General features: G+C 59.4%; 17 protein-coding genes. 12 read left to right on the top strand and 5 right to left on the bottom strand.

Annotated features, from left to right (window positions below; translation table 11 throughout):
* Positions 1-34 precede the first annotated feature (34 nt).
* From NKJ11_RS28615 to NKJ11_RS28650, 8 genes are all read left to right on the top strand, one after another.
* Positions 35-1,216 carry a DUF3095 domain-containing protein gene (locus NKJ11_RS28615; RefSeq protein WP_081734769.1) on the top strand — a complete coding sequence of 394 codons (1,182 nt, stop codon included), beginning with the start codon at positions 35-37 and terminating at the stop codon, positions 1,214-1,216.
* Between the two features lie 179 nt (positions 1,217-1,395).
* Positions 1,396-1,500 carry a hypothetical protein gene (locus NKJ11_RS28620; protein WP_023809549.1) on the top strand — a complete coding sequence of 35 codons (105 nt, stop codon included), beginning with the start codon at positions 1,396-1,398 and terminating at the stop codon, positions 1,498-1,500.
* 534 nt (positions 1,501-2,034) lie between these two features.
* Positions 2,035-3,369: an adenylate/guanylate cyclase domain-containing protein gene (locus NKJ11_RS28625; RefSeq protein WP_352442503.1), complete on the top strand. Its 1,335-nt coding sequence runs from the start codon at positions 2,035-2,037 to the stop codon at positions 3,367-3,369.
* A 157-nt stretch (positions 3,370-3,526) separates the two neighbouring features.
* Positions 3,527-5,422, top strand: coding sequence for an ABC transporter ATP-binding protein (locus NKJ11_RS28630; protein ID WP_352794817.1), 1,896 nt, complete (start codon positions 3,527-3,529; stop codon positions 5,420-5,422).
* Positions 5,419-7,317, top strand: a complete 1,899-nt coding sequence (locus tag NKJ11_RS28635) for an ABC transporter substrate-binding protein (protein WP_352794807.1) — start codon at positions 5,419-5,421, stop codon at positions 7,315-7,317. The genes NKJ11_RS28630 and NKJ11_RS28635 overlap by 4 nt, the downstream gene beginning before the upstream one ends.
* A 2-nt stretch (positions 7,318-7,319) precedes the next feature.
* Complete coding sequence (locus tag NKJ11_RS28640; RefSeq protein WP_352794808.1) at positions 7,320-8,318, top strand: ABC transporter permease; 999 nt, start codon at positions 7,320-7,322, stop codon at positions 8,316-8,318.
* Positions 8,315-9,496 carry an ABC transporter permease gene (locus NKJ11_RS28645; protein WP_031212616.1) on the top strand — a complete coding sequence of 394 codons (1,182 nt, stop codon included), beginning with the start codon at positions 8,315-8,317 and terminating at the stop codon, positions 9,494-9,496. Before NKJ11_RS28640 ends, NKJ11_RS28645 begins: the two co-directional genes overlap by 4 nt.
* A gap of 207 nt (positions 9,497-9,703) precedes the next feature.
* Positions 9,704-10,183, top strand: coding sequence for a class I SAM-dependent methyltransferase (locus NKJ11_RS28650; RefSeq protein ID WP_023809557.1), 480 nt, complete (start codon positions 9,704-9,706; stop codon positions 10,181-10,183).
* A gap of 124 nt (positions 10,184-10,307) precedes the next feature.
* Here the strand turns inward: NKJ11_RS28650 and NKJ11_RS28655 are convergent, their stop codons facing one another.
* Positions 10,308-11,723: an adenylate/guanylate cyclase domain-containing protein gene (locus tag NKJ11_RS28655; protein ID WP_352722837.1), complete on the bottom strand. Its 1,416-nt coding sequence runs from the start codon at positions 11,721-11,723 to the stop codon at positions 10,308-10,310.
* 189 nt (positions 11,724-11,912) lie between these two features.
* Here NKJ11_RS28655 and NKJ11_RS28660 point away from each other — a divergent pair, with 189 nt between their 5' ends.
* The 3 genes from NKJ11_RS28660 (at position 11,913) to NKJ11_RS28670 (ending at position 14,730) form a co-directional block, all read left to right on the top strand.
* Positions 11,913-12,752, top strand: coding sequence for a hypothetical protein (locus tag NKJ11_RS28660; RefSeq protein ID WP_245486163.1), 840 nt, complete (start codon positions 11,913-11,915; stop codon positions 12,750-12,752).
* Positions 12,753-12,826: 74 nt separating this feature from the next.
* Positions 12,827-13,351: a GNAT family N-acetyltransferase gene (locus NKJ11_RS28665; RefSeq protein WP_023809560.1), complete on the top strand. Its 525-nt coding sequence runs from the start codon at positions 12,827-12,829 to the stop codon at positions 13,349-13,351.
* Positions 13,351-14,730 carry a hypothetical protein gene (locus NKJ11_RS28670; RefSeq protein WP_352794809.1) on the top strand — a complete coding sequence of 460 codons (1,380 nt, stop codon included), beginning with the start codon at positions 13,351-13,353 and terminating at the stop codon, positions 14,728-14,730. Before NKJ11_RS28665 ends, NKJ11_RS28670 begins: the two co-directional genes overlap by 1 nt.
* 305 nt (positions 14,731-15,035) lie before the next feature.
* Here the strand turns inward: NKJ11_RS28670 and NKJ11_RS28675 are convergent, their stop codons facing one another.
* Genes NKJ11_RS28675 through NKJ11_RS28690 form a run of 4 tightly spaced genes read right to left on the bottom strand, consistent with a single transcriptional unit; the run spans position 15,036 to position 19,978 of the window.
* On the bottom strand, positions 15,036-16,106 hold the full coding sequence (locus NKJ11_RS28675; protein WP_128303844.1) for an adenylate/guanylate cyclase domain-containing protein: 1,071 nt from the start codon (positions 16,104-16,106) through the stop codon (positions 15,036-15,038).
* A gap of 3 nt (positions 16,107-16,109) precedes the next feature.
* Positions 16,110-16,604 carry a Rab family GTPase gene (locus tag NKJ11_RS28680; protein WP_023809564.1) on the bottom strand — a complete coding sequence of 165 codons (495 nt, stop codon included), beginning with the start codon at positions 16,602-16,604 and terminating at the stop codon, positions 16,110-16,112.
* Between the two features lie 13 nt (positions 16,605-16,617).
* Positions 16,618-19,296: an OmpA family protein gene (locus NKJ11_RS28685; protein ID WP_352679995.1), complete on the bottom strand. Its 2,679-nt coding sequence runs from the start codon at positions 19,294-19,296 to the stop codon at positions 16,618-16,620.
* A gap of 7 nt (positions 19,297-19,303) precedes the next feature.
* Positions 19,304-19,978, bottom strand: a complete 675-nt coding sequence (locus NKJ11_RS28690; protein WP_031212622.1) for a coiled-coil domain-containing protein — start codon at positions 19,976-19,978, stop codon at positions 19,304-19,306.
* A gap of 902 nt (positions 19,979-20,880) precedes the next feature.
* On the opposite strand from NKJ11_RS28690, the gene NKJ11_RS28695 reads away from it, so the two are divergent.
* On the top strand, positions 20,881-23,787 hold the full coding sequence (locus NKJ11_RS28695; RefSeq protein WP_352794810.1) for a trifunctional glycosyltransferase/class I SAM-dependent methyltransferase/polysaccharide deacetylase: 2,907 nt from the start codon (positions 20,881-20,883) through the stop codon (positions 23,785-23,787).
* Positions 23,788-23,862 lie beyond the last annotated feature (75 nt).

Genomic DNA, 23,862 nt, shown 5'->3' on the forward strand with positions numbered 1-23,862 from the left:
CCAAGCGTGATCGACTTCACCTTCAAGTCGTGGAATGTGCTATCTGATGGCCATGGAAACAGCTGTCGCGTCCGACCCTTTTGTCGCTTCTTTGCCGGTCTTCGCAAAGTTCGAAAGCGTTGCCGATATCGATAACTATCGGCCCCTCCCCGATGGCTGGGCGCTGGCCACTGCCGACATTGTCGGCTCGACCAAGGCGATCGAGGCGGGGCGCTATAAAACCGTCAATATGGCCGGCGCAAGCGTCATTTCGGCGCTGCTCAATGCGCTGGGTCGGCAAGATCTCCCCTTTGTCTTCGGCGGCGACGGCGCACTCGTGGCGTTTCCCGGCTCGGCGCTGGAGATCGCCCGCAACGCGCTGGCGGCCGTCCAAAGATGGGTGGCGGACGAACTGGGCCTGACCTTGCGCGCCGCGATCGTGCCGATAGGGGACATAAGGGCGCAGGGCCTCGACGTTCGCGTGGCGAGGTTCCAGGCCTCCGAAGCGGCCTTCTATGCCATGTTCGCCGGCGGTGGCGGCAGTTGGGCGGAAGCTGAGATGAAAGCGGGGCGCTACCGCATCGATCCTGCGCCGGTCGGCGCGCGGCCGGATCTGACCGGCCTTTCCTGCCGTTGGAACCCGATCGAAGCACGGCATGGCGAAATCGTCTCGATCATAGCCACACCGGGGGCGTCGCGCGACTTGCGCGGGTTTCAGTTTCTGGCTTCCGACATCATCGCCCTCGCCGGCAGGCAGGAGCGCGATGGCCACCCGGTGCCGGTGGACGGCCCGGGCTACAGTCTGCTGCCCGCCGGCCTGGATGTCGAGGCGCGGGCGATGGCCACGGCAGGATGGCGGTGGCGGTCGAAGCTGTGGATCGTGTTCCTGATGACGCTTACGGCTGTAACCGATCGATTTGGCTGGACGATTGGCCGTTTCGATCCGAAGGTCTACAAACGCGAGGTGGCCAGCAATTCGGATTTCCGAAAGTTCGACGACGGCTTGAAGATGACCATCGACGTTGACGCGGATGTGCTGCATCGGATCCAAGACCGGCTGAAGCAGGCGGAAGAGGCGGGCATCTGCAATTATGGCCTGCACCGCCAGAAGTCGGCCTTGATGACCTGCCTCGTCATCTCGCCGCTGCAGCGCGATCATGTTCATTTCATCGATGGCGCCGCCGGCGGCTACGCGATGGCTGCCGCAAGCCTGAAGGCGAAGGCGCCGGTCTGCTGACTGCTTGCGGAAATCGATTTCCGCAATATGCCCTCACTCATGGTTCTTGGCACCGGTGAGCCGCGCCATGGGAGCGGGTAGCCTGTCCGAATTGACGGGAAAGCAGATTTTTGGACGCCTAACGATCAACATATGACCGTCTTCTGAACCGGATTTCGAGGTGCGTCGCGCAAGTCGGCGTGATCGGACCGAGCTATGTCGGGTTGCCGCTGTCGGTTGCGATCGCACGCGCCGGGTTCCCGGTTTCCGGCTTCGACATCGAAGCCCGGAAGGTCGATGCCTGAGCAACGGCCAATCCTACTTGAGGCAGTGACGTCGACAGCCGTGCCGGCCGGGCGGTTCCGCACCACTGCGGATTTGCCGAACTAGCCGTCTGCGATGCCATCATAATCTGCGTTCCGACACCGCTGACGAAACACCGGGAGCCGGAGAGGATCCCCGAAGGATCCGATGCTGTCGTGTGGCAACCTACCACGACGCGATCGACTATCAGGCGATCGCTGATCACGCTCCTCTGGTCGTCGACACACGCAATGATTTTGGCCGCCTCGGGCTGGTCCAAGCGACAGTGGTGGTGAAGGCCCGACGATGTCTGAGACGGCGAATTCTTTGCCCGATGTCAGGATCGAGATTGCACTCCGCCGGAAGCCTCGCCACATAGGGTTCCAGGTGATAGATGCTGTTTACGCCTGCTTCCTTCCTGCAAGGAGTTATTTAGGAAATTCTTCGCCGGCTTTCGTCGCCGAAGCCGGCTTCACTGCCTTCACTTGTGTGGCGGATCAAAGGAGATGGCTCGTCTTCGACGGGTTTGAGATAGCATGAGCACAGCGCAAGCAGAAGTTTCCACCATTCTCATGGATAAAGTTGCCGACTGGCTGAGCCAATCGGCGCTGGCGGGCAACGACCTGGAAACATTGGTAAAGGGCTTTTGTGAACGGTTGGCTGCTGCCGGCCTGCCGCTGAAGCGGGTGCATTTGAGCTTTTCGATGCTTCATCCGCTCTATGACGCGCTTGGTTTTACCTGGCTTCGCGGCCAGGGCCTGGAAGTGGAAGGCTTCCGCAGTGAGAACGGCGTTCATTCCGACAGATTCCTGACCAGCCCATACTACCATCTGCTCAGCAACAAGCTCGACCACCTGCGGCGCCGGCTTGACCCCTCGGTGCGGTCGGAGTTTCCTGTTTTCGACGACCTCAGGCGTATGGGCGTCACCGATTACATGGCATTCGTGCATCCCTTCAACGGCGATACCAGCCAGGGCATGATGGGGTCGTGGTCGACCGACAGTGCGTCTGGCTTCAGCGACGGCATGATTTCGGCGCTATTGCGGATCCAGAACTATCTCGCTATCGCCACCAAGATGGCGGTGCTCACCAAGCTCGCCGACAACATGATGACCACTTATCTTGGCGGCGACGCCGGCAGACGTGTGCTGGACGGCCAGATCAAGCGCGGCGAGGGTGACACAATCCGGGCCGCACTGGTCATGGGCGATATGCGGGGGTCGACAAGGCTTGCCGAAACCTCCGGTCGCGAAATCTACATCGATACGCTGAACCAGTTTTTCGATGCCATCGCTGCACCTTTCAATCGCAAAGGCGGGCAGATCATGAGTTTCCTGGGGGATGGCTTCATCGCCGTCTACCCCTGCGAAAGGCATCGCTCGCAGTCCGAGATCGCCTGCCAGGCTGCTCTTGCGGCAGCGCACAAGGCCAGCGCGCGCATGATGGAGCTCAATCTGCGCAGAAAGGAGCAGGGGTTGGGCGACATAAAGTTTGGTATCGGCCTGCATGTCGGCAATGTGATGTTCGGCAACGTCGGACTTACCGACCGGCTGACATTCTCTGTCTTCGGCTCGGCTGTAAACGAGGTCCAGCGTCTCCAGACCCTGACCAAGAAATATCCGCACAGCGTTCTCGCCAGCAAGGACTTCGCCAGCTATTGCGGCGACAACAGTTGGCTGACGCTCGGCACGGAGGAACTGGCGGGTATCAAGCAGAAGCTGACGGTGCTTTCACCCGATTTGTCGGGTGCTCTCGCGCTCGATGAAGACGCTGCGCCGATTCAGGACCGGATATCGGACGCCGAGCAGGTCATGCTGCTTCATCGCGATGCCGCGCGGTTGTCGGCAAGCGACCGGAGGAAGCTCCAGTAACCGACACGATCCGGTCCGAAAGCCTTGGTGTGCAGCCCGGTCGCCGGTTCCGTCGCGGAATTCGATTCGAATCCAAGTTGCTCTAGGCTGGCAATACGCTAGTCTCGCTTTTTGGGTCTGCCGCCCGGCAGACTGCCAGAGTGGGGCTGGTGTGAGGATGAATTCGGGCATGGATCTGCTGCGGATCGAGGATCTTGGCATCTCTTTTGCCATGATCGGGGGACCGTTGCATGCCGTCAGACGCGCAAATCTCCGCGTCCTGCCCGGCAAGGTTACCGCGCTTGTGGGCGAGTCCGGTTCCGGAAAATCGGTTCTCAGCCAGGCAGTGATGGGCATTTTGCCGAATACGGCCCACGTTCGCGGCCGTATCCTGTTTTCTGATCCTGAAAAGCCTGGCACGACGCAAGACATCCTGCAGATGCAGCGTGACGGAACCGAAATCCGGGCGTTGAGAGGCAGCCGCATCGGCAAAATCTTTCAGGAGCCAATGACATCGCTCTCGCCGCTGCACACGATCGGCAACCAGGTCAGCGAATCCTTGCAGATTCATACGCCTATGGCTCGGGCGGAGCGCAAGGCGCGGACCGAGGAAATGCTCGGCCTTGTCGGCTTCCCCAATCCCAAGCGCGCCTACGACATGTATCCATTTGAACTTTCGGGAGGATTGCGGCAACGCGCCATGATCGCCATGGCGCTTATCTGCCGGCCTGCTTTGTTGATCGCCGACGAGCCGACGACGGCGTTGGACGTCACCATCCAGGCGCAAATCCTGCAATTGCTGCGCGGGCTTCAGACCAAGCTGAACATGGCGATGCTGCTGATCACGCACGACCTCGGCGTGGTCGCCAATGTCGCCGACGAGGTGGTGGTCATGTACCATGGCGAGATCATGGAAATGGGGCCTGTCGAGGCGATATTCCGCCGGCCGGGCCACCCTTACCTGAAGGGCCTAATGGCAGCCGTTCCGCATTTCGACCTGAAGCCCGGTGAAAGGCTAAAGGCGCTCCGCGAGGTGCCGGTGAATGTCGGGAACCTGCTCGGCAAGCAGACTGCCCCGGCATCGAAGGGGCCAGACGACATCCTGCTGTCGGTAAGGGATCTTACTAAGACCTTCACCATCCGCAAGTCAGGATGGTTCAGCGGGGGTCATCAATCCTCTGTTCGCGCCGTGGACGGCGTGAGCTTCGACATCAGGCGGGGTGAGTGTCTGGGTCTGGTCGGCGAAAGCGGCTGTGGCAAAACAACCGTCAGCAAGATCCTCATGCGGGCCATTACCCCCAGCGGCGGTTCTGTGATCTTCAACGGCCGCGATGGACCGACCGACGTCCTGGGCGCAGAGGGAGATGCCCTGCGCATATTGCGCGCGAAAATCCAGATGGTCTTCCAGGACCCGGTTTCGTCGCTTTCACCTCGCATGACGGTGGAGAACATCTTGAGCGAGCCGCTGGAGATCCATGAGCGTGGCAATGCGGCGTCCCGACTCGCCACGGTCAAGAGCCTGATGCAGGCAATCGGGCTCGATCCGCGCTTCATCAAGCGTTATCCGCACAGTTTCTCCGGCGGGCAGCGTCAGCGCATCGGCATCGCGCGCGCATTGGCGCTGGGGCCTGAACTCCTGATCTGCGACGAGCCGGTTTCGGCGCTCGATGTCTCTGTCCAGGCGCAGATCCTGAATCTTCTGAAGGACCTGCAAAAAGAACTGGGCCTGACCTACCTGTTCATATCCCACAATCTGGCGGTGGTGGACTACATGGCAGACCGCATCGCGGTGATGTGCGGCGGGCGTATCGTCGAGCTTGCGCCGCGCGAAATTCTGCTCAGGAAACCAATCCACCCCTACACGCGCTCCCTGGTCGCCGCGGTACCTTTCCCCGATCTCGACCGGCCGATGGATTTCAAGACGCTGAAGCTCGGCGGCGCTTCTGACACCAGCGCATGGGGACCACAATTCCGCGAAGAAGGCGACGAGGATGTCCTGGCGCCGCTCGATCTTGGCGGCGGCCACCTCGTGCTGGCCCGACGTTCGGCCGATGTCAGCGAGTTACGCCATTGATCAGCCGTCGCACCGTCCTTGGCGTGATGGCTTCGGCACTCCTGCCGGGCACGTCGCGCGCTGGCGACCTGGAGCCGGAATTTCTTCGGCCGCAGCTGACGGCCAGGGCGCTGCCAGCACTCACCGAGCGCCTGCCCAAGAGCCCGCGCGCCTTGAATCTCGCCACGATGGGCCGGCAGCCGGGCCAATATGGCGGCACGCTGCGTACGATCATCGGCAGCCAGAAAGATATCCGGATGATGACGATTTACGGATATTCTCGCCTGGTCGGCTACGACGAAAAGCTTAGCTTGCAGGCCGACATTCTCGAAAATTTCGACGTCGCGGATGATCGCATCTTCACGTTCAAGATACGGGAAGGACACAAATGGTCCGACGGCAGCCTGCTGACGCCGGAGGATTTTCGCTATTGTTGGGAAGATGTCTGGCTGAACGATGAGCTTTCGCAAGGCGGGCTCGCCCCGACCCTGATAGCGGACGGCAAGCCGCCACGCTTCGAGATCGTCGATCCGTTGACGGTGCGCTATAGTTGGGATGCGCCCAATCCCGACTTCCTGCCCAAGCTCGCTGCCGCTTCGCCGATATCGCTTGTTCTGCCATCCGCCTATCTCAAGCAGTTCCACAAGAAATATCAGGATCCATTCCGGCTCGCCGGCCTGATGAAGGAGAACCGGACCCAGAAATGGACGCTCCTGCATATCCGTATGTCGCGGCAATATCGCCCGGAGAACCCGGAACTGCCGACGCTCGACCCCTGGCAGAACCGAACCAAGCCGCCGGCCGAGCAATTCATCTTCGAGCGCAACCCCTTCTTTCATCGGACAGACGAGAACGGCCGGCAACTGCCCTATGTTGACCGAATCATCATGAATGTCAGCTCATCGGCGATCATCTCCGCGAAGACCGGGGCGGGCGAGAGCGACCTGCAATGCATGGGAATTGACTTCAGCGATTACTCCTTCCTGAAGGACGCGGAGAAGCGCTATCCGGTGAAGATGCACCTGTGGAAACGCACACAGGGTTCTCGGCTGGCGCTGCTGCCGAATCTGAATTGTGCCGACCAGGTGTGGCGTGGCCTTCTGCGTGACGTGCGCGTGCGCCGCGCACTTTCGCTCGCCGTGGACAGGCGCGAGATCAATATGGCCGTGTTCTACGGATTGGCGCAGGAAAGCGCCGATACGGTTTTGTCCGAGAGCCCGCTCTACCGGCCGGAATTCGCTAAAGCTTGGGTTGCCCATGATCCCGACCAGGCCAACGCGCTGCTCGACGAGGTCGGGCTTCTGGCACGTGACGATGACGGCCTGCGGATACTTCCCGATGGACGCTCTGCCCAGATCATCGTGGAAACCGCCGGCGAAAGCACGCTGGAAACCGACGCGCTCGAACTCATCACCGATCACTGGCGAAAGATCGGCATCGCCCTGTTCATCCGGACTTCGCAGCGCGACATCTTCCGCAGCCGCGCGCTTGGCGGCCAGATCATGATGTCGATGTGGTCGGGCATCGACAATGGCGTGCCGACCGCCGACATGAACCCGAGTCAGTTGGCCCCCACCATCGACGATCAGCTGCAATGGCCGCTCTGGGGTGCTCACTACTTGTCCCATGGCAAGATGGGCGAGGCGCCCGATCTTCCTGAAGTGATCGAGTTGATGGTTTTGCTCAAGCGCTGGAACGCATCGATCGAAGCGACAGAGCGCGCCGAAATCTGGAATTCGATGCTGTCGATCTACACCGATCAGGTGTTTTCGATCGGGACCGTGAACGGAACGCATCAGCCGATTCTGGTGTCCTCACGGCTGCGCAATCTGCCTGACAAGGCGCTCTTCGGCTACGATCCGACCGCCTATTTCGGTGTCTACATGCCGGATACATTCTGGCTTGGAGAGTCCTGAGCGTGCTTCGATATATTGTCTGGCGCATTACTGTGATGGTTCCAACGCTGCTGGTGATATCAGCGCTGGTGTTCACGATCATCGAACTTCCCCCCGGCGACTATTTCGACAGCTATGTCGCCGAGCTTCGGGCACAGGGCGAAGGGGTGGATTCCGATCGCATCGAGATGATGCGTAAGGAATATGGTTTCGACAAGCCGCCGATCATTCGCTACTTCTATTGGGTCGGCGGGATGCTGCACGGCGATTTCGGCTATTCCTTCGAGTATGAGTTGCCGGTTCGCGGCGTCGTCGGGGACCGAATGTGGCTGACTGTGCTGGTTTCCTTCGTCACGATCATCTTCACTTGGCTCATCGCCTTTCCGATCGGCATGTACTCCGCGACGCATCAATACAGTTGGGGCGATTACGGCCTGACCTTTTTTGGCCTCCTAGGCCTTGCCATTCCGAACTTCATGCTGGCGCTGATCCTGATGTATTTCGCCAACATCTGGTTCGGCACGTCCATCGGCCATCTCATGGACCCGCAATATCTCAGCGAGCCGATGAGCTGGGCCAAGGCGAAGTCGATACTCTCCCATCTCTGGATCCCGGTCTTGATCATCGGCACCGGCGGCACGGCAAGCATGATCCGGCGGCTGCGCGCCAATCTGCTCGATGAGCTACACAAGCAATATGTGGTGACCGCGCGCGCCAAAGGTCTTCATCCGTTCAGGGCGCTGGTCAAATATCCGCTGCGCATGGCGCTCAATTTCTTTATTTCCGACATCGGCTCCATCCTGCCGGCCATCATCTCCGGCGCCGAAATCACCGCGATCGTGCTGTCTTTGGAAACGACCGGGCCAATGCTGATCAAGGCGCTGCAAAGCCAGGACATGTATCTGGCGGGGTCGTTCCTGATGTTCCTCGCCTTCCTGACGGTTATCGGCGTCCTGATTTCCGACCTGGCGCTGGCGCTGCTGGATCCACGAATTCGTTTGCAGGGCGGCAGCACCAAATGAAAACGGATTCGCCGCTCCCCGCTCCGAGTGCTCCACTAGAACACTATGTTTCCAGCGCGCCCTTTGACCTGCAGTCGGTCGAGGCGATGACGGTGGAGCAGTCGAAGGTCTTTCAGGCGTCGCAGTTGCGGCTGATGTGGTGGAAATTCCGCTTGCACCGGCTCGCCCTTGTATCCGGCATATTCCTGGTAGTGCTTTATTTCGGGATATTAATCTGCGAGTTCCTGGCGCCCTACAACCTGCACACGCGCAACATGGACTACATCTATTCGCCGCCGCAGCAGGTGCACCTGTTCCACAACGGCCAGTTCGTCGGGCCGTTCGTCTATGGCCGCCAGATGACGCTGGACATGGACACGCTCAAGCGGAACTACATCGACAACCAGGACGATGTTCAGCGGCTCCGTTTCTTCTGCAAGGCCGATCGTTACCGGTTCTGGGGCCTGATCGAAGGTGACAGGCATTTTGTCTGCGCTGCCGAAAACGGTCAGCTTTTCCTGGCGGGCACCGACCGGCTGGGGCGCGACGTGCTCTCGCGCATGATCTATGGCGCACGCATTTCACTGACAATCGGCCTCGTCGGCATCAGTTTCAGCTTCCTGCTGGGCATCGTCATCGGCGGACTGGCCGGTTATCACGGCGGTATCTTCGACCTGATCGTTCAACGAATAATCGAAGTTCTGCAATCGATTCCCAGCATTCCGCTATGGTTGGCCCTGGCGGCGATCATGCCGATAACCTGGAGCCCAATCCTGATCTATTTCGGCATCACCGTCATCCTCGGAGTGCTCGACTGGACCGGACTGGCGCGGGCCGTGCGTTCAAAGCTTCTGGCCTTGCGCGAGGAAGATTACGTTCTCGCCGCGCAGTTGATGGGCGCCGGAAGCAGCCGCATCATTAGGCGGCATCTCATTCCCGGCTTCATGTCGCATCTGATCGCGACGGCGACGCTCTCGATTCCTGGCATGATCCTGGGCGAGACGGCGCTGAGCTTCCTCGGACTCGGCCTGAGGGCGCCGATAACCAGCTGGGGAATCCTGCTCACCGAGGCGCGCAGCGTCAGCGTGATCGCGTTCTATCCATGGCTTCTCCTGCCGATGCTCCCCGTCATTCTCGTCATCATGGCGTTTAACTTCCTCGGTGACGGCTTGCGGGACGCCGCAGATCCCTACAAGTGAGGTCGTTATTTTGCCGCGCGCCGTGCCGCCTATTCCACCCGGTATGATCCTTGCCGGCTGCCTGTACGGTTGTTGCAGTGTTCATCGTCCGCCTCTATATGTTCCGACACGTGATCGAGTTTGGCACTACGCCTTCGGGATACACCCGTGAACAGTTCTTGTCGGAGGCATTGCCGATCTTGAGCTGGTTCAGGACACACAAAGCATATGAGTCGCCTTGAGAATTTCATCAGCAGGATGACCGCACAGCGCGACATTCTCGACCAAGTCTGCGTCGAGGTGGCGAAGATGGAGGGGCTTGTGCTCGAGCTCGGCCTCGGCAACGGACGGACGTTCCACCATCTGCGCGAGCGCCTGCCCGGGCGCCGGATCGTGGTGTTCGACCGCGAAGTCGGTGCACATGCCAGCTCAATTCCCGAAGCCGAAAACCTCGTGCTCGGCGAAATACGCGAGACGGCCCGCAAGTTCATTGGCATCGAAGCCGCCCTTGTTCATGCCGACATCGGCACCGGCTATGACGATCGCGATGCAGTGACTGCTACCTGGCTTCCCGATCTGATTGCGAGCCTGCTTCGCGTCGGCGGCTTCGCGGTCAGTGGCACGCCGCTCGATCACCCGCTGCTGCAACGCCTCCCGGCGCCGACTTCAGAGCCCGCCGATCGTTATTTCCTCTGCAAGCGCGTGTGAGCGGCCGAGAGCCCTCATCTTTTCACGCAAACGATGCTCTACCGCAATTCCAAAGGAAAGTGCTAGGCGCTTTTTCCGAAAACCGTTTACACTTCCTTGGAATTGCTCTGGACGGCCCAATTGCTCAGGGGATTGTATACACCGCTATCTCCCGCTCGATGCCGCGCAGCGAGACTTCGTGAAGCACGGGCGTCAGAGCGTTCCTGCGCAACAGATCGGCGGTGAGATTGTCGTCGACCACTGCACGGGTGGCGAAGATAGCCTGTGCGTTGGCCAGGTTCTGGACCCGTGAAGCAATGTTGACCGTCTGGCCGAAATAGTCCTGTCGCTCGTTCATGGACACGGCGATGCAGGGGCCGGCATGGACACCGATCTTGAGCAGCAGATCCTCGCGCCCGCTTCTGTCATTGAGCGCACGCATGGCATCACGCATCCTGAGGGCCGCAGCCATCGCGCGATCAGGCGTCGCGAATGTCGCCATCACCGCATCACCGATGGTCTTCACCACCGCGCCTGCCTCCGCCGCGACGATCTCGTGCAGAACCTGGAAATGCACGTGCACGAGATCGAAGGCTGAAAGGTCGCCCACCCGCTCGTAAAGCGCGGTCGATCCGCGCAGGTCGGTGAACAGGAAGGTGAGGCTGGTGATCTTCAGGCGCTGGTTGATGTCGAGCGTATCCGTACGATAGAGGTCGCGGAACGTCTGGTTGGTGAGCAGGCGCTTGGCGGTCAGAAAAGGCCGGCGTTTGCCCAGGAGATTATGCAATGCCTCGCCGGCGATGAAGACTGCCGGCAGCACGCGGGTGTCGGTCCTGTTTTCCAGCGAAATACGCAGCGGACCGGGTAGCATTTCCAGTGTCTGGTTCTGGACATGGTCGCGGTCGAAAGCCAAAGACAGGCTTCGCCGCTCTTTTGTTGGTTCGCCCTTCGCGTCGATGAACTGCGCTGAATGGGTGACCGGCTCGAAGACGATGATGAATTCGGGCGGAAGCTGTATAAGCAGGACGGCCTTTTCACCCGGCGCCAGCTCGATATCCTCCAGCGAGAACGCTCCTATGTTTTTCGCCAGATCCTCTTCCGGCAGATCGACGCCGGATCCCCAGTAAATCTGGCGAAAATATTCCACCAACGGCAGTTCGTGTGGATTGTGGGCGGCAATCCTGCGCACGCGAGGGCTGACGGTGAATGTCACCTCGACCATCTCATCAAGGGTCGGCGAATAGCCTTCGGAGCATAGCGCGCAGGTGTATTCGTCCTTCTGCAGGGTTTTCAGCGTAGCGTTGGTGTCGAGCACGCCGCCACAGCCGGGGCACAGAACATTCCATGAAATGTCGAAGATGCCCACCCGCGCCGCATGGAGGAAGGCGCTTATGGCGCGTTCCTCGTCGAGGCCATGCTTGCTGGCGAAAGCCGGCACATTGATGCGGCAAAGTTCATAATCCTTGCCTTCCGCGATGGTCCGCCGGATCGCGTCGATTGCCTGGAGATCGACATCGGTTGATTGCCGCAAAAGCGAGAACAGATCCTGAATTTCGGTCATCGTGCAGGCTCCGGAAAATGCGCCCCCTAGGTGGTTCACCGGAACCGGTCTTTGTTCCGAGAGCTCCATCTTACTTCGAAACGGATCGTACGGCCATTCGAATGGCAGAGCCCGCGCGACGGTTCAATTTCCGTCGGGATTTTCACCGATCGCAAGCGGCACTATGGTGAGTCCATGGGGTATTCATCTTTGGGACTTTCTCCCGCGCCGACACCCGGCAACCCGCCATTTCCCGCGGCCCTGCGGCTTTTCTCGGCGGGGGTCATCATCGTCCTGATCGTCGGCGCCGGCCTGTTTTTCGCGCCTGCGCTGGTCAAGCCGCGCTGGCCCTGGGCCGTCACGCCGTTCAATGCCCGCTTCCTCGGCGGCTTCTACACCGCCGAAATGGTCGTGATGGCGGCGCTGCTGGTCTGGAACTGCTGGTCGCCAGGCAGGCTCGTGCTTGTCATGGCCTTCATCTTCACCGTCATCGTGTCGGCGGCTTCGTTCTTCAGTCTCGGCTATTTCAACTTCGAGCGCAAAGCGCCCTGGCTCTGGTTCTTGGTCTATCTTGCTTCGGTCGCGGTATCCGGATCGTTCCTTTGGCGGGCCAGGGGCCGTCCTTCCGCAAAGGGCGTGACCTTAAACTCTGCATGGCGCGGCTACATGTCGATGGAAATGGTGATCCTCGGGCTCTATGGCGTCGGTCTGTTGCTGTTTCCCCTGACATTCGGCGGCTTCTGGCCGTGGCCGATCGACGCCTTCCACGCTCAGGTCTACAGCGCCATCTTCCTCGCCGGAGCGGGCGGCACATATCTCGTCAGGAAAAGCGCGCCGCGCGAAGAGCTGCTGGTGCTCGGTCTGGCGCAGTTTCTGGTCGGCTTGTTTGCCATCCTTGGCCTTGTCATCACCGAGGCCGCAGTGCACCGGATCGACTGGACGGCGACGGGAACATTGTGCTGGCTCGCCATTTTCGGCTGGATCGGAATCAGCGGCATCTTCAAACTCTACGCCGTCTCCTGGTACTTCAGCGCGCAATCGGCATCATAGGATGATGAGATGGCTGGATTTTCAGATGATGTCCGGTGCATCGTGCCGGGCCCATTGCCTTTGCCGGGAAAGCCATGACCAGCACGACCTCGCCATTCCCAAAGAAAATCCAGCCGCAACTCCGGGCCATTCGGCCAAGCGATGCGGAGGCGCTTTGCGCCATCTTCAACATGCCGGGCTTCCGCTGGGGCACGCTCAGGATGCCATTCGAGATGGTGGAGCAGGTAGAACGGCGTATCGCCAAGTCCGGCCAGGAAACCACCTGGATCGTTGCCGAGCTGGACGGCAAGGTCGTCGGCCATGGCAGCCTGGTCGTGCAGGGTTCGCCGCGCCGTTCGCACATCGGCGAGATCAATATCGGCCTTGACGATGGCTTTGTCGGCAAGGGTATCGGCTCTGCCATACTTGGCGCGCTGCTTGACGTGGCCGACAACTGGCGCGCCCTGAAGCGAGTCGAATTGACCGTCTATGCCGACAATGAACCGGCCATCCGCCTCTACACAAGCCACGGCTTCGAGGTCGAAGGCCGGCATGTGAAGGCCGGCTTTACCGAAGGGCGGTATCACGACCTTCTGAGCATGGCCCGGCTGCGGTTCTGATGACCACGGACTTTGATCCGACCCTTAAGGCTCCGGTGGATGTTCTGGCAGTGCTATCACTGCTCTGCCCGGAAGTCGTGCGTGACATCGAGCAGAACTGGAATGCACCGGTTTCCGAATACGCCCGCCATCTGTGGCGGCCGGTGGCAAGGCCTGCATCGAGTCTGGCGATCGCTGCCCGTTCGATCCTGCTTGATATACTGCATCAGCGCCTTGATTTGATCATGCAGCCTGAAGAGGTCGGCAAGGCCCTTGAAGAATTCGACCACAGACCGGTGATTCAGTCCGGCCTCCACTGCCTGCTTCTGATGGACCGGATCACCTTCGATGCCCTCCTGTTTGCCTGGCTCGGCGCGGTCGAAAACGGGCTGTCGGCCTTCGTCGGCTTCATGGGAACGACGATGACCATGGAGACAATTGGCCGGGAGGGGCCGGGATGGCTCGATGTCGGCGACGACAAGGTCAACTTGTTTGGCATGGGGCGCCACAAACTATGCCGCAAAAGCGCCTGCGCGGCCGGCCCGGTCACCCTCAACAAGCGGACGCTCGAAGCGGTGGGCGACGAAACGGATGCCAGCCGCTGGCTGGGCACACTGCTCGCCAGCCAGGACAAGGTGTTTGGAACCGCCGCCGATGCACTGACAGAACTCAACGAGGATCTGGTCGCCGATTGGGATCGTTCCGGCATGGCTCGGCCGGTGTTCATCGATGACCGGTTCGCGGCTTCCGTCGTGGCGCGGCATCTGGACCATGACAGCAGCCTTCTTTCCAAGCTGCTCCTTGAGCCCGCAAGGCGTCAGCGTCTCGAACGTACCCTGCAAGAGACCGAATCGGGCCCATTTGGCAGATTCCTGCCCAATGCCACGGCCTATTTCTGGGGCATTCGCGAGGAGCGCGTGCGCAAGCTCGTCCTCGAGAACGGGCACCTGATCGAGCCTGAAAGGCCGAATGGTCTTTCCATCCCGTTCGAGCGGGCGCATCTCAAGCAGGCGCTGCTGGACGGCGTGCTGCTGCCGAACTTGTTCCTGACGTTCCTCGTTCTTGCCATATTGCCGCGCGTGCGGGTCGTGGGCGGCCTGAGGCAGATCGGTTATGTAGCGCTTTTCCATTCGATCCTGCTGGCCGCGCTGGATGAAACCGCGCCGGAAGAGCGCGGTCTGGCTGCCGAGTTGCAGGTTCGGGAAAATGCCTGGGGCACCCGGGTCATCGATGAAAAAATGTCGGTCCGCGAACAGGTTGCCGGCCTGCCGGCAGGGAGGCTGTTTCCTGACCTGCTCGGGCACTACCGTTCGCACACCTTTGCCGAGACGACCGACGACCTGAAACTGGTTCGTGAAAACGCCCGATGGCGCAAGATAGGCCGAGCCTTTGGCGTCTGATCCGGCCGCATGCCCTCATTTGTCATTGCACTATTCCGGCCTTGCGGAGCCCGTCGACCGTGAGTTCGATATCGGCAGGGTTCTTGTAAGGCAAGACTTTGCGACGGTATTCCAGCGAATAGTCAGGATTGACGCGAGCAGTTCCTGCCATGCCGCCCACGCGTGGGGAAAACGGCCCAGATGGCCGTAACTGTCGTTGCGAGCCAGCCCCAAGTCGCCCAATGAGGGTCACTAGTTGGGTCAAATCTTTGCGTTGATCATTTGCGGCTTGAGATGCAGTGCGCTCCAGGATCGGCAACCGGAAATCAGGCTGGGAGCCGCCACATTCGTACACGACCTGCACCACGCAATTCCGTTTCCTCAAGTGGGTCGCAAGCAAATTTTGGCCCAAGCAGTTGGCGCGTTGCATCGGAGATACGGATTTCACCGGGCTCCGCGGACGTTTGAATACGTGAGGCGAGATTAACGGTCTCGCCCCACAGGTCATAGGCGAACCGCCTTTTGCCTATGACGCCAGCGACGATCGGTCCCGAGTGAATTCCAATTCTCAGCCTTATCGGTTCTCCTGCGAAGAGTTCGCGCTTGACCGCCTTGCGCAGTTCAACTGCATAGTGCGTGAGGGCTCGTGCATGATCGGATCGCGCGGTGGGCAGGCCAGCGACCACCATGACACAATCGCCGATAGTCTTGATCTTTTCGCAGCCGTGTCGTTCCGACAGCCTATCCGCCGCCTTGAAAAAGTAATTCAAGATAGCGAGCGTAGTCACCGCTCCGACGCTGCGCGCTCTTTCGGTAAAACCGACGATGTCGGCAAAAAGCACACTCACCTCCGCGTGGTTGTCGGCAATTTTCTTTTGCGCTTTCAACCGCTTCGCGATCGACGCCGGAAGAATGTTGAGGAGCAGGGATTCCGCGCGCTGGTATTCACGCGACAATCCCTCCTGACTCTTCCTCAACGCCTCATTGGCCGAATGTAACTTCTCGTTGAGTTGGCGCTCCCTCTCTTGCAGAAGAGTCATTTCATAAGCCTTCTGTTGAAGCCGCTGCTTGTTGTCGCGTTCGGCAGTGGCATCAAGAAAGAGCAGCCACACGCAGTCATCATCAGCAAAAAGATGAAGGTCCGCGACACGCCCGCTGGGCAGTTCGACCATAGGCATATGAAATGGAAGCTCCGGGCAAGGCAGCAAACCTTCCATGAATTCAAGCTGGTCGGCTACAGGCTTACCGATGCGAAGGCATGAGAGCCCGTAATGTTCAACGTTACCGCCCTTCGCCGCTGTCCGCAGCTGGGCGTCAATTTTCACATACGCAATAGCACGCTCGTTGTAGAAGAAATCGTAAATCCAGCTTCCGACCTCTCTTGGCAATCTTTGCATGGTCTATTTGGTGACCATCGAAGCGAGTTTAAGAAACGCATCATCGACATGCTCACCCGAGAGCGCACTTGTCAGATAGACTTGCCATCCGCGTTGCCTCAGTTCGTCAATTTCTCTATCTGGTATTACCCACCGATCGGCCAGATCTGATTTGTTGAAAAGCAGTACGAACGGCATAGCACCGAATTCAGCCTCGACCCGCTCGCGCAGCGTGAGTGCAGCGGTAAGGGTAGCGGCGCGGGTTCCATCGACGACAAGCACGAGGCCTGTCGCACCTCGCACATGGCTGACGCGGAATGAGCCGATATCATCTTCGCCGGCCAAATCCCATAAAATCAGATCCACTGTTTTGTCCGGGAGTGCGACACTCTTTTTGTCGATTTTCACTCCCACCGTGGTCAAGTAGGTCTCTGAAAAGATGCTTTTCACAAACCTGCGAACCAGGCTCGTCTTTCCAACAGAGAACCCGCCCAACATACAGATCTTTTTTTGCAACATCTTGGGCTCCGACCTAGTCCAAGTTTACCGTAACGGAAACCCGGCGATTGGTGGAGCTACCAGCCTGACTATTTTCAGGCACCGCCGGTTCAAAGGTGCCCGCGCCCCGAACCAGCAGCAGTTCCGGGGCGACGCCGCGCTTGTTGAGAAGCGCACGAACTGTCTCGGCACGGGCGGCGCTGATCGACGCGTTGGCCGTCTCACGGCCCGTGGTGTCCGAATGGCCGGTCAACATGAACCGCGCAGTTACGCCTGACTTGCGGGCATTTTGGGCGAATTCCTTTATTTGATCCGCCAATCTGTCGAGAACCGGCGTCTGCTCTGGTCCCGGCACAACTTTGCCGGAAGAGAAGAAAATGTCGGTCGTCTGGATAGACTCTCTCAAATGATTGAGCTCTGCAAGGTCCAGCTCACGCAGTTGCGAGACATCCAGAACCACTCCGTCCGCCGAAAGTTGTTCAGCGGCGGCCTGCGCCCGGTTGATCCAGGCGGCAGGAGCCTCGCCCACGACAACGATGCGACCCTGGATGATCGAAAGTCGGACCGATTTCGGCGGCGTCAGCGACGCCGTCAGCCGCTTCACCACAAACTTCGGATCAAGGCTCTGGTAGAATTGCCACTGTGAATGAACGCGGGCAGGATCGACCTCCGTTCCGGACAGCAGAGCTTGCGGGTCGGCGGCAAGCGGGTCTCGCAGGCCGGAAATATAGAAATGTCCACCCCTGGTCGATTGTTGGGCGACGACAATTCCCGGTTGGGCCTCAAGTCGCGACACATAATACTGCCAGTGCTCCGCCGCGCGTGCTTCGGGGCTCACATCACGAACCTTGGAAATGTCGAATTCCGGTCCACCTGCCGAAAGCTGTCGGGCCGCTGCGCGCGCCCGATCTATCCAGGTGTCGGGAGCCTCGCCCTCGGCAATGATGCGATTATTGACGATCGAAAGTCGTACTGTATCCGGTGGATACAGCGACGCCGTCAGCCGTTTCAACACGAACTCCGGCTCAAGGCTCTGATAGAATTGCCATTGTGAATGAACCCGGGCGGGATCGACCTGCGTTCCAGACAACAGCGACTGCGGGTCGTCGGCAAGCGGGTCTCTCAGGCCGGCAATATAGAATCGGCCATCGCGTATTTTTTGTTGTGCAACGATGATGCCCGGCTGGGCCTCCAGTCGCGACACGTAGGCCTGCCAGCGCTTCGCCTCGAGTACTTCGGGGCTTACGTCACGAACCTTGGAGATGTCGAATTCCGGTCCGCCTGCCGAAAGCTGTCGGGCCGCTGCACGCGCCCGATCTATCCAGGTGTCGGGAGCCTCACCCTCGGCAACGATGCGCTCATTGTCGATTGATAGTCGTACTGAATCCGGCGGAGCCAGCGACGCCTTCAGCCGCTTCAGCACGAACTCCGGTTGAAGGCTCTGATAGAATTGCCACTGCGAATGAACCCGGGCGGGATCGACCTGCGTTCCAGACAACAGCGACTGTGGGTCGGCGGCAAGCGGGTCTCTTAGGCCGGCAATATAGAATTGGCCGTCGCGCGCCTGTTGTTCGGCAACGATGATGCCCGGCTGGGCCTCCAGTCGCGACACGTAGGCCTGCCAGCGCGACACATAAGCCTGCCAGCGCTGCCCGGATTGCCAGGAAAGAAAGAACCAACCGCCTGCCAGAATCAAAAACAGCAGGGCCACGGCGGCCACCAGCCACGGAAATCCCTCGTTTGATTCCTCCTGCTTCTGCTCCACGCAGGTCCGCAATTGCGCCTCTACCCCGGCCAACTGCGAACTGTCGCCGTCAAACTCTACTAAAGCCTGTGAGCATTCCTCATGGATGCGAAGCAATACATCGCGAACTATTTCATGCAATTCCTCTGGCGGATTTCCCCGGATCACCGAAACCAGGGTCGCAAACGGTCCAACTTCCGACCAGAGACGAAGGTCGCCAAAACGGATAGTGTCCAGGCCGCTCTGCTCTCTCTCGTTGAATGAATCTTTCACAAAATCTTGAATTGCACTAAGCATCGACGAAATCAGCTGGGGATCTTCGCTCGTCGCATTGTCGGCAGCTACATGCGCTATCAAAAGCCCGGAATTACGATTAATGAGAAAGGCATGCTCTACACGATAGATAAGAGAATGCTTTAGGACAACTTCCGAGAAGCTCGCACCTGTCCTCCAAGCTTCAAATCTCCACTTGAGCCCATGCCAGGTAAATATATGTCTTAAAGTTTCATTCAGTGACTGAAATGTCTGGTCGATCTTTTCCCCGATCGACTTGCGGATTGCCGGCAGAAACACCGGGTATAATATATCCGTCAGCGTGCGCGGGCTCTTCTGGATTGACCGTTGCACAGCCCGTTCGACAGCTGGCGCAAGCGCCTCGCCGAGCTGCGCATGAGTCGCTCGCGCGACCGCAATGGGAAGAACATCGCCCACCGCTGCCGCAAGCTGCTCGGGTTCGTCCAGCAGATGCGTAACTCGTGAAAGCTCCGAAATTTCGCGGCTGACCAGCAACTGGCGCAGCGTTTCCATGCGAGGATCGGCGGTTGGAACTCCGTCGAAACGCGCACGATAGTCCGGATCAACGTTCCGGGCAATTTCGACCAAAAGACGAGCCAGAGCCTCGCGATCAATTTCTGTATCGTTCGAGGCTGTTCTTTGTGGAAGACTGATTGGGTCGACGGTTGACGTCAAGGTCCCATCAACTCACTTTCCAGCTACGATCCGAGTTGCCCTTGCTGCCGACGGGATCCTGATTCAGACATTTCGCAACCTCTACAAACAGGCCAGCCAAAAGATTTCGGTCGGTCTTAACGTTGCTGAGATCGGCAAACATTTTCTCTATCAGCATCTGAACGCCTTCATTCTTCTGCTTAATTTCCTCACGCAACAAATGATCGTTTCGATTTATCCGGTCCGAAACGTCCCGCTCAAGCGCGCTCAATTGATCCGACAACGCACGCACCTGCTTTTCAAGTGCCTGGTTTTGCTCGCGAAGATTCCGGTCAATCTCCTTGTCGGCATCGGCTCGTGAGTCTTTTTCGTTCCGCAATTGCGCCGCGAGCGAATCGATCTGCTTCTTTGCATTTGACTCGTACATCTCAAGATTGCGCTTGGCTTCGGATTCGACATCCTTGAAGCGCTGCAACACCCGTTCTTCAAGCTTGGAAAAACGGCGGTCATAGTCCTGCATCTGGTTGCCGAACAGCAGATCGCGTATCTTGTCGACACCTACGGCGTCGCCGGCGCCCCCGTTTTCGCGAACCTGGGCCGCCATGAAGTTCAGCCCGCTTCCGTCTGCATTACCGATCAAATTTGCGTCCGCCTTGTTTGCGGAGGAAACGGCACTCGAAGTACTCGAAGATTCCTTGGCCATCCTTATACCCCTCTATTTGAACCACCTGCCACAGTGCAGAGACCCATAAACAGGTGAAGATGCCAGCAAAATCCGCGACCTGCAAGCCGGAATCTTCTTGGCGCAAGCCAATTTGCGTGCTCTTTTTACACGTCTTGGACCGGCCGAAAAAGCACCAGTACCGCTAGGTGTTGCTCTCGCCCCTCTCTGTGATAGCAACCATAGCCGTTTAATCTAATTGGTTATCGAGCGAAATCTACTATGAAGCCGAGTGATACAATGGCATTATGTATATCTATTTAGACAGATGTAAGTAATGAGTTTTCATTAGAGATTGCTAAAATAGCTGTTCCAGCGGGCAGCATATTGGCTCTCGCTCCGCTATATACTGCCACCATCAGCTTCCGGCGCGAGCTCAACAGTAGAAGGAGAATCTTCTTTTCACACGCGGAATCGCCGATCAAGAATGCAGCCCGGAATCGAGGTGTTTCGGTCGATAGGAGAGAGCAATAGGTCCCAATAGCTGGCAGTCATTCAACCAAAGCTTCAGTGGGCTTGCATTGTTGCGTCGTCGATTGCAAAGGACGGCAGTTTGCCATAGCCAGGCCAGGGACCGCAGCTTGTGGTCATGGCGCCGAGTTCAGGGATCGACATGAGTATGCGGCATGCTTGGCTTTGACGTGCATCTGCGACAGCCGGCGTCCGATCTCGGCGGCACGGATGAAATGCTGCGCCAGGCTTCTAACGTCGCTAGCAGGACAGGAGCAAGCTCGCACTGCAGCCAAATGGCGGCGCGACGGCTCGGAAGAGTTCACGGGAGACTGTTTGGATGCAGCATCCTCGGTGACCGTTTCCTTTGGCGGGAAATCGCCGGCTATGTCTCGGGGCTCTTGTACCTTCGAACCAGGCTTGGGTAAGACGGCATGGCGCATAATCCATTGGTTTCAATCGTGGTTCCTGCGCACAACGCAGAGGTGACGCTGGCGCGCGCACTCGATTGCCTTCTCGATCAGGAAATCGTGGATTGGGAGGCGATCATCGTCGACGACGCCTCCACGGACCGCACCCCCGCGATCATTGCCAGTTATGTGGAACAAGATTCCCGATTTCGGACGTTGAATTCTTGCGCCCGTGGCCCCGCCGGCGCGCGCAATAGCGGGATTTCGACGGCGCGCGGCCACTGGCTCATGTTTCTGGATGCGCACGATTGGGTAGACGCCAGCTTCCTCGCGAAAATGCTAGCCGCACTGGAGGCTGCGCCCGATTCAGTGGCCGCCTATTGCGGCTCCCAATGCGTGATGCCCGATGGCGAACTTATCTGGTTGAGCATCTCGTCAGAGGTTGCGATCCAGCCCTTTGAAACATTTGCCCGCCGGTGTGCCATCGCCACCCACGCGCTGCTGCTCGACCGGGAGACAATCGTCGAGTTGGGCGGTTTCGATGTGTCGCTGCGTACATGCGAGGACTGGGATCTGTGGCAGCGCCTCGCCCGTCTCGGCAGAAATTGGGTAATGGTCGACGAGCCGCTCGCCTTCTACCGGGCTAGCCCCAACTCGCTCACCCGCAATTCATCTCAGATGCTGGCCGACGCGGAAATCGTCATCGCCCGTGGCTTCTCTGCCGACTCCAGAGTCAAACACCCGGTGACTATCCACGCCAACGGAGCGAACTCGGCGGATGGCCGCACCGCTTCCGAAGCACTCGCGTGGTTCGCATTTTGGAACGCCGCGTCGGATTGCGGCGGCGGCTCGGGCTCGATCAACCCGCAGTCCCTGCGCGCGCTTCCGGCCGGACGCAAGTGGGCGAGTGAGATCGCCAAGGTAGCCATCAACGGCCTTGCGGTGGGAAGCCTGTCTGTGCCGGCGCAACTGGCTGCCAGGTGGGGAAGGTTCGGCCGCGCCATCACCGAGTTGATTACCGAACTCAGCAAGGTCTGGGACAATCCCGCAGCGGCTCGCCGCATCCAGTATCAGCTTGAGCAAATGCTTCTCGACGCCGACGATCTTGGCGCGCCGCGCAGGCTGGCGCGAACACTTGGAATCCGCGTCGACGCTCGAAATCCGACCTCGACCGAACTGCCGGAAGGAATCGACCAAATCTATGCCTACCTGATGATGGATGGCCACATCGAGGCCGTCGTACAATTCGGCGTGCTCGGGACAGTGACAAGGGATCATTGGATTGAACTGATCCGGAATTTCGCACCGCAAAAGGAGGCTGGCGCCAACACTCCGAACACGCTTCCAGCCCGGGCATTGTCAGGCACAGCCGAACGCGAGCCTGATCCGGACAGCCATTTCGGCAAACTCGCGAGATTGGCTGCGCAAGCGCGGGAGTTGGTCCGGTCGAGCGCCGAACCTGCGGAGCCTTCTGCCGCGCCGCGCCGTGCACGGCCCAGGCACGACGAGAATCGCACGTTGTTCTGGAATGGCTATTTCACGACCGAGGATCCCTGGAACTACGGTTCGTCCTATGAGCAGGAAAAATATGAGCGGCAACTCGAGATTCTGCCTGCGGGTCCCATCGGACGGGCACTTGAGCTCGCCTGCGCGGAGGGCCACTTCACGCGGCAGCTGGCGCCGCGAGTGAGCCATCTGACCGCAACCGACATCTCCGCCATAGCCGTGGGACGGGCCCGCGCGCGATGCAGCGATCAGCCGAACGTCGAATTCGGCGTACTGGATTTCTCCGCAGACACGCTGCCGGGTGAAATGGATCTGATCTTCTGTTCGGAAGTGCTCTACTATCTGGATGATCTCGCCGAGTTGCGGCGCATTGCCAAAAAATTCGCAGAGGCGTTGGCGCCTGGCGGCAGTTTCATCAGCGCCCACGCATTCGTGCTGCGTGACAATGTTGAAAGGACGGGCTTCGACTGGAACACATTCGGGGCACAAGCGATCTCAGAGGCGCTCGCAGCGACCGAAGGTCTCGTCCTCGAGCAGTCGATCCAGACCGAGCTCTATCGCATAGACCGCTTCCGCCGCCTGTCACCGCACGATGTAGTGACGGAACCGAGGATTGATCATGCGCCGATCCGCGCGCCCATCGGACTCGGGGTCGCCCGAAATATCGTCTGGGGCGGGGCGCGGGCCTTGCGCCGCGACGTCGCGCGCAGCGAGCGGCGGCCACGTATCCCTGTCCTCATGTACCACAGCGTCGCCGAAGAAGGTCCGGCTGCCCTCGCCCGTTTTCGGCTAACGCCCGCCGCATTCGCCAGCCAGATGGCATGGCTGCGCGCCAATGGCTTTCACGCGACCACGTCCGAGCAACTGGAACGGTCCATCGCCAACCGTCAGCCTTTCGCTGGCCGCCCAGTGCTCATCACCTTCGATGACGGCTTCCAGAATTTTGCCGACCAAGCCTGGCCAACCTTGCGCGCGAACGACCTGACCGCGGAAGTGTTCCTGGTGACTGACCTGGTGGGTGAAAGCGCGCAGTGGGATGCCGAAAACGGTCCGCCGACGCAGCTTATGGATGCCGGGACGGTGCGGCGGCTCGCCGCCGAAGGTGCGTTCTTCGGAAGCCATCTCGCGACGCATCGCGCGATCGATGGTCTGTCGAGCTCTGACTTGGCCGCCGAACTGCTGCGCTCTCGTATGTTCATCGAACGTTGGACCGGTCGGCCAACCTCGGCGTTCGCGGCACCCTTCTCTGTCACCGACCGACGGCTCGGCAGACTGGCCAAGGAGTCCGGCTATCGGATCGGCTTCGGCAGCAGACACGGGCCGGCGGACCTTAATTGCGATCCCATCGATCTTCCACGCATCGAGATTCGCGGGGATCGCTCGCTCGACGACTTTGTCGCCACCGTCGAGGCCATGCTCGATTAAACGGTGAACTTTGTCACGGTCATCGGTCCCGCTCACGTGCGCAAGATCGACGAAACGCTCCGCACTCGCCAGACT

This window comes from Mesorhizobium sp. M0243, assembly GCF_040321775.1.
In the GTDB taxonomy this organism is placed as follows: Bacteria; Pseudomonadota; Alphaproteobacteria; order Rhizobiales; family Rhizobiaceae; genus Mesorhizobium.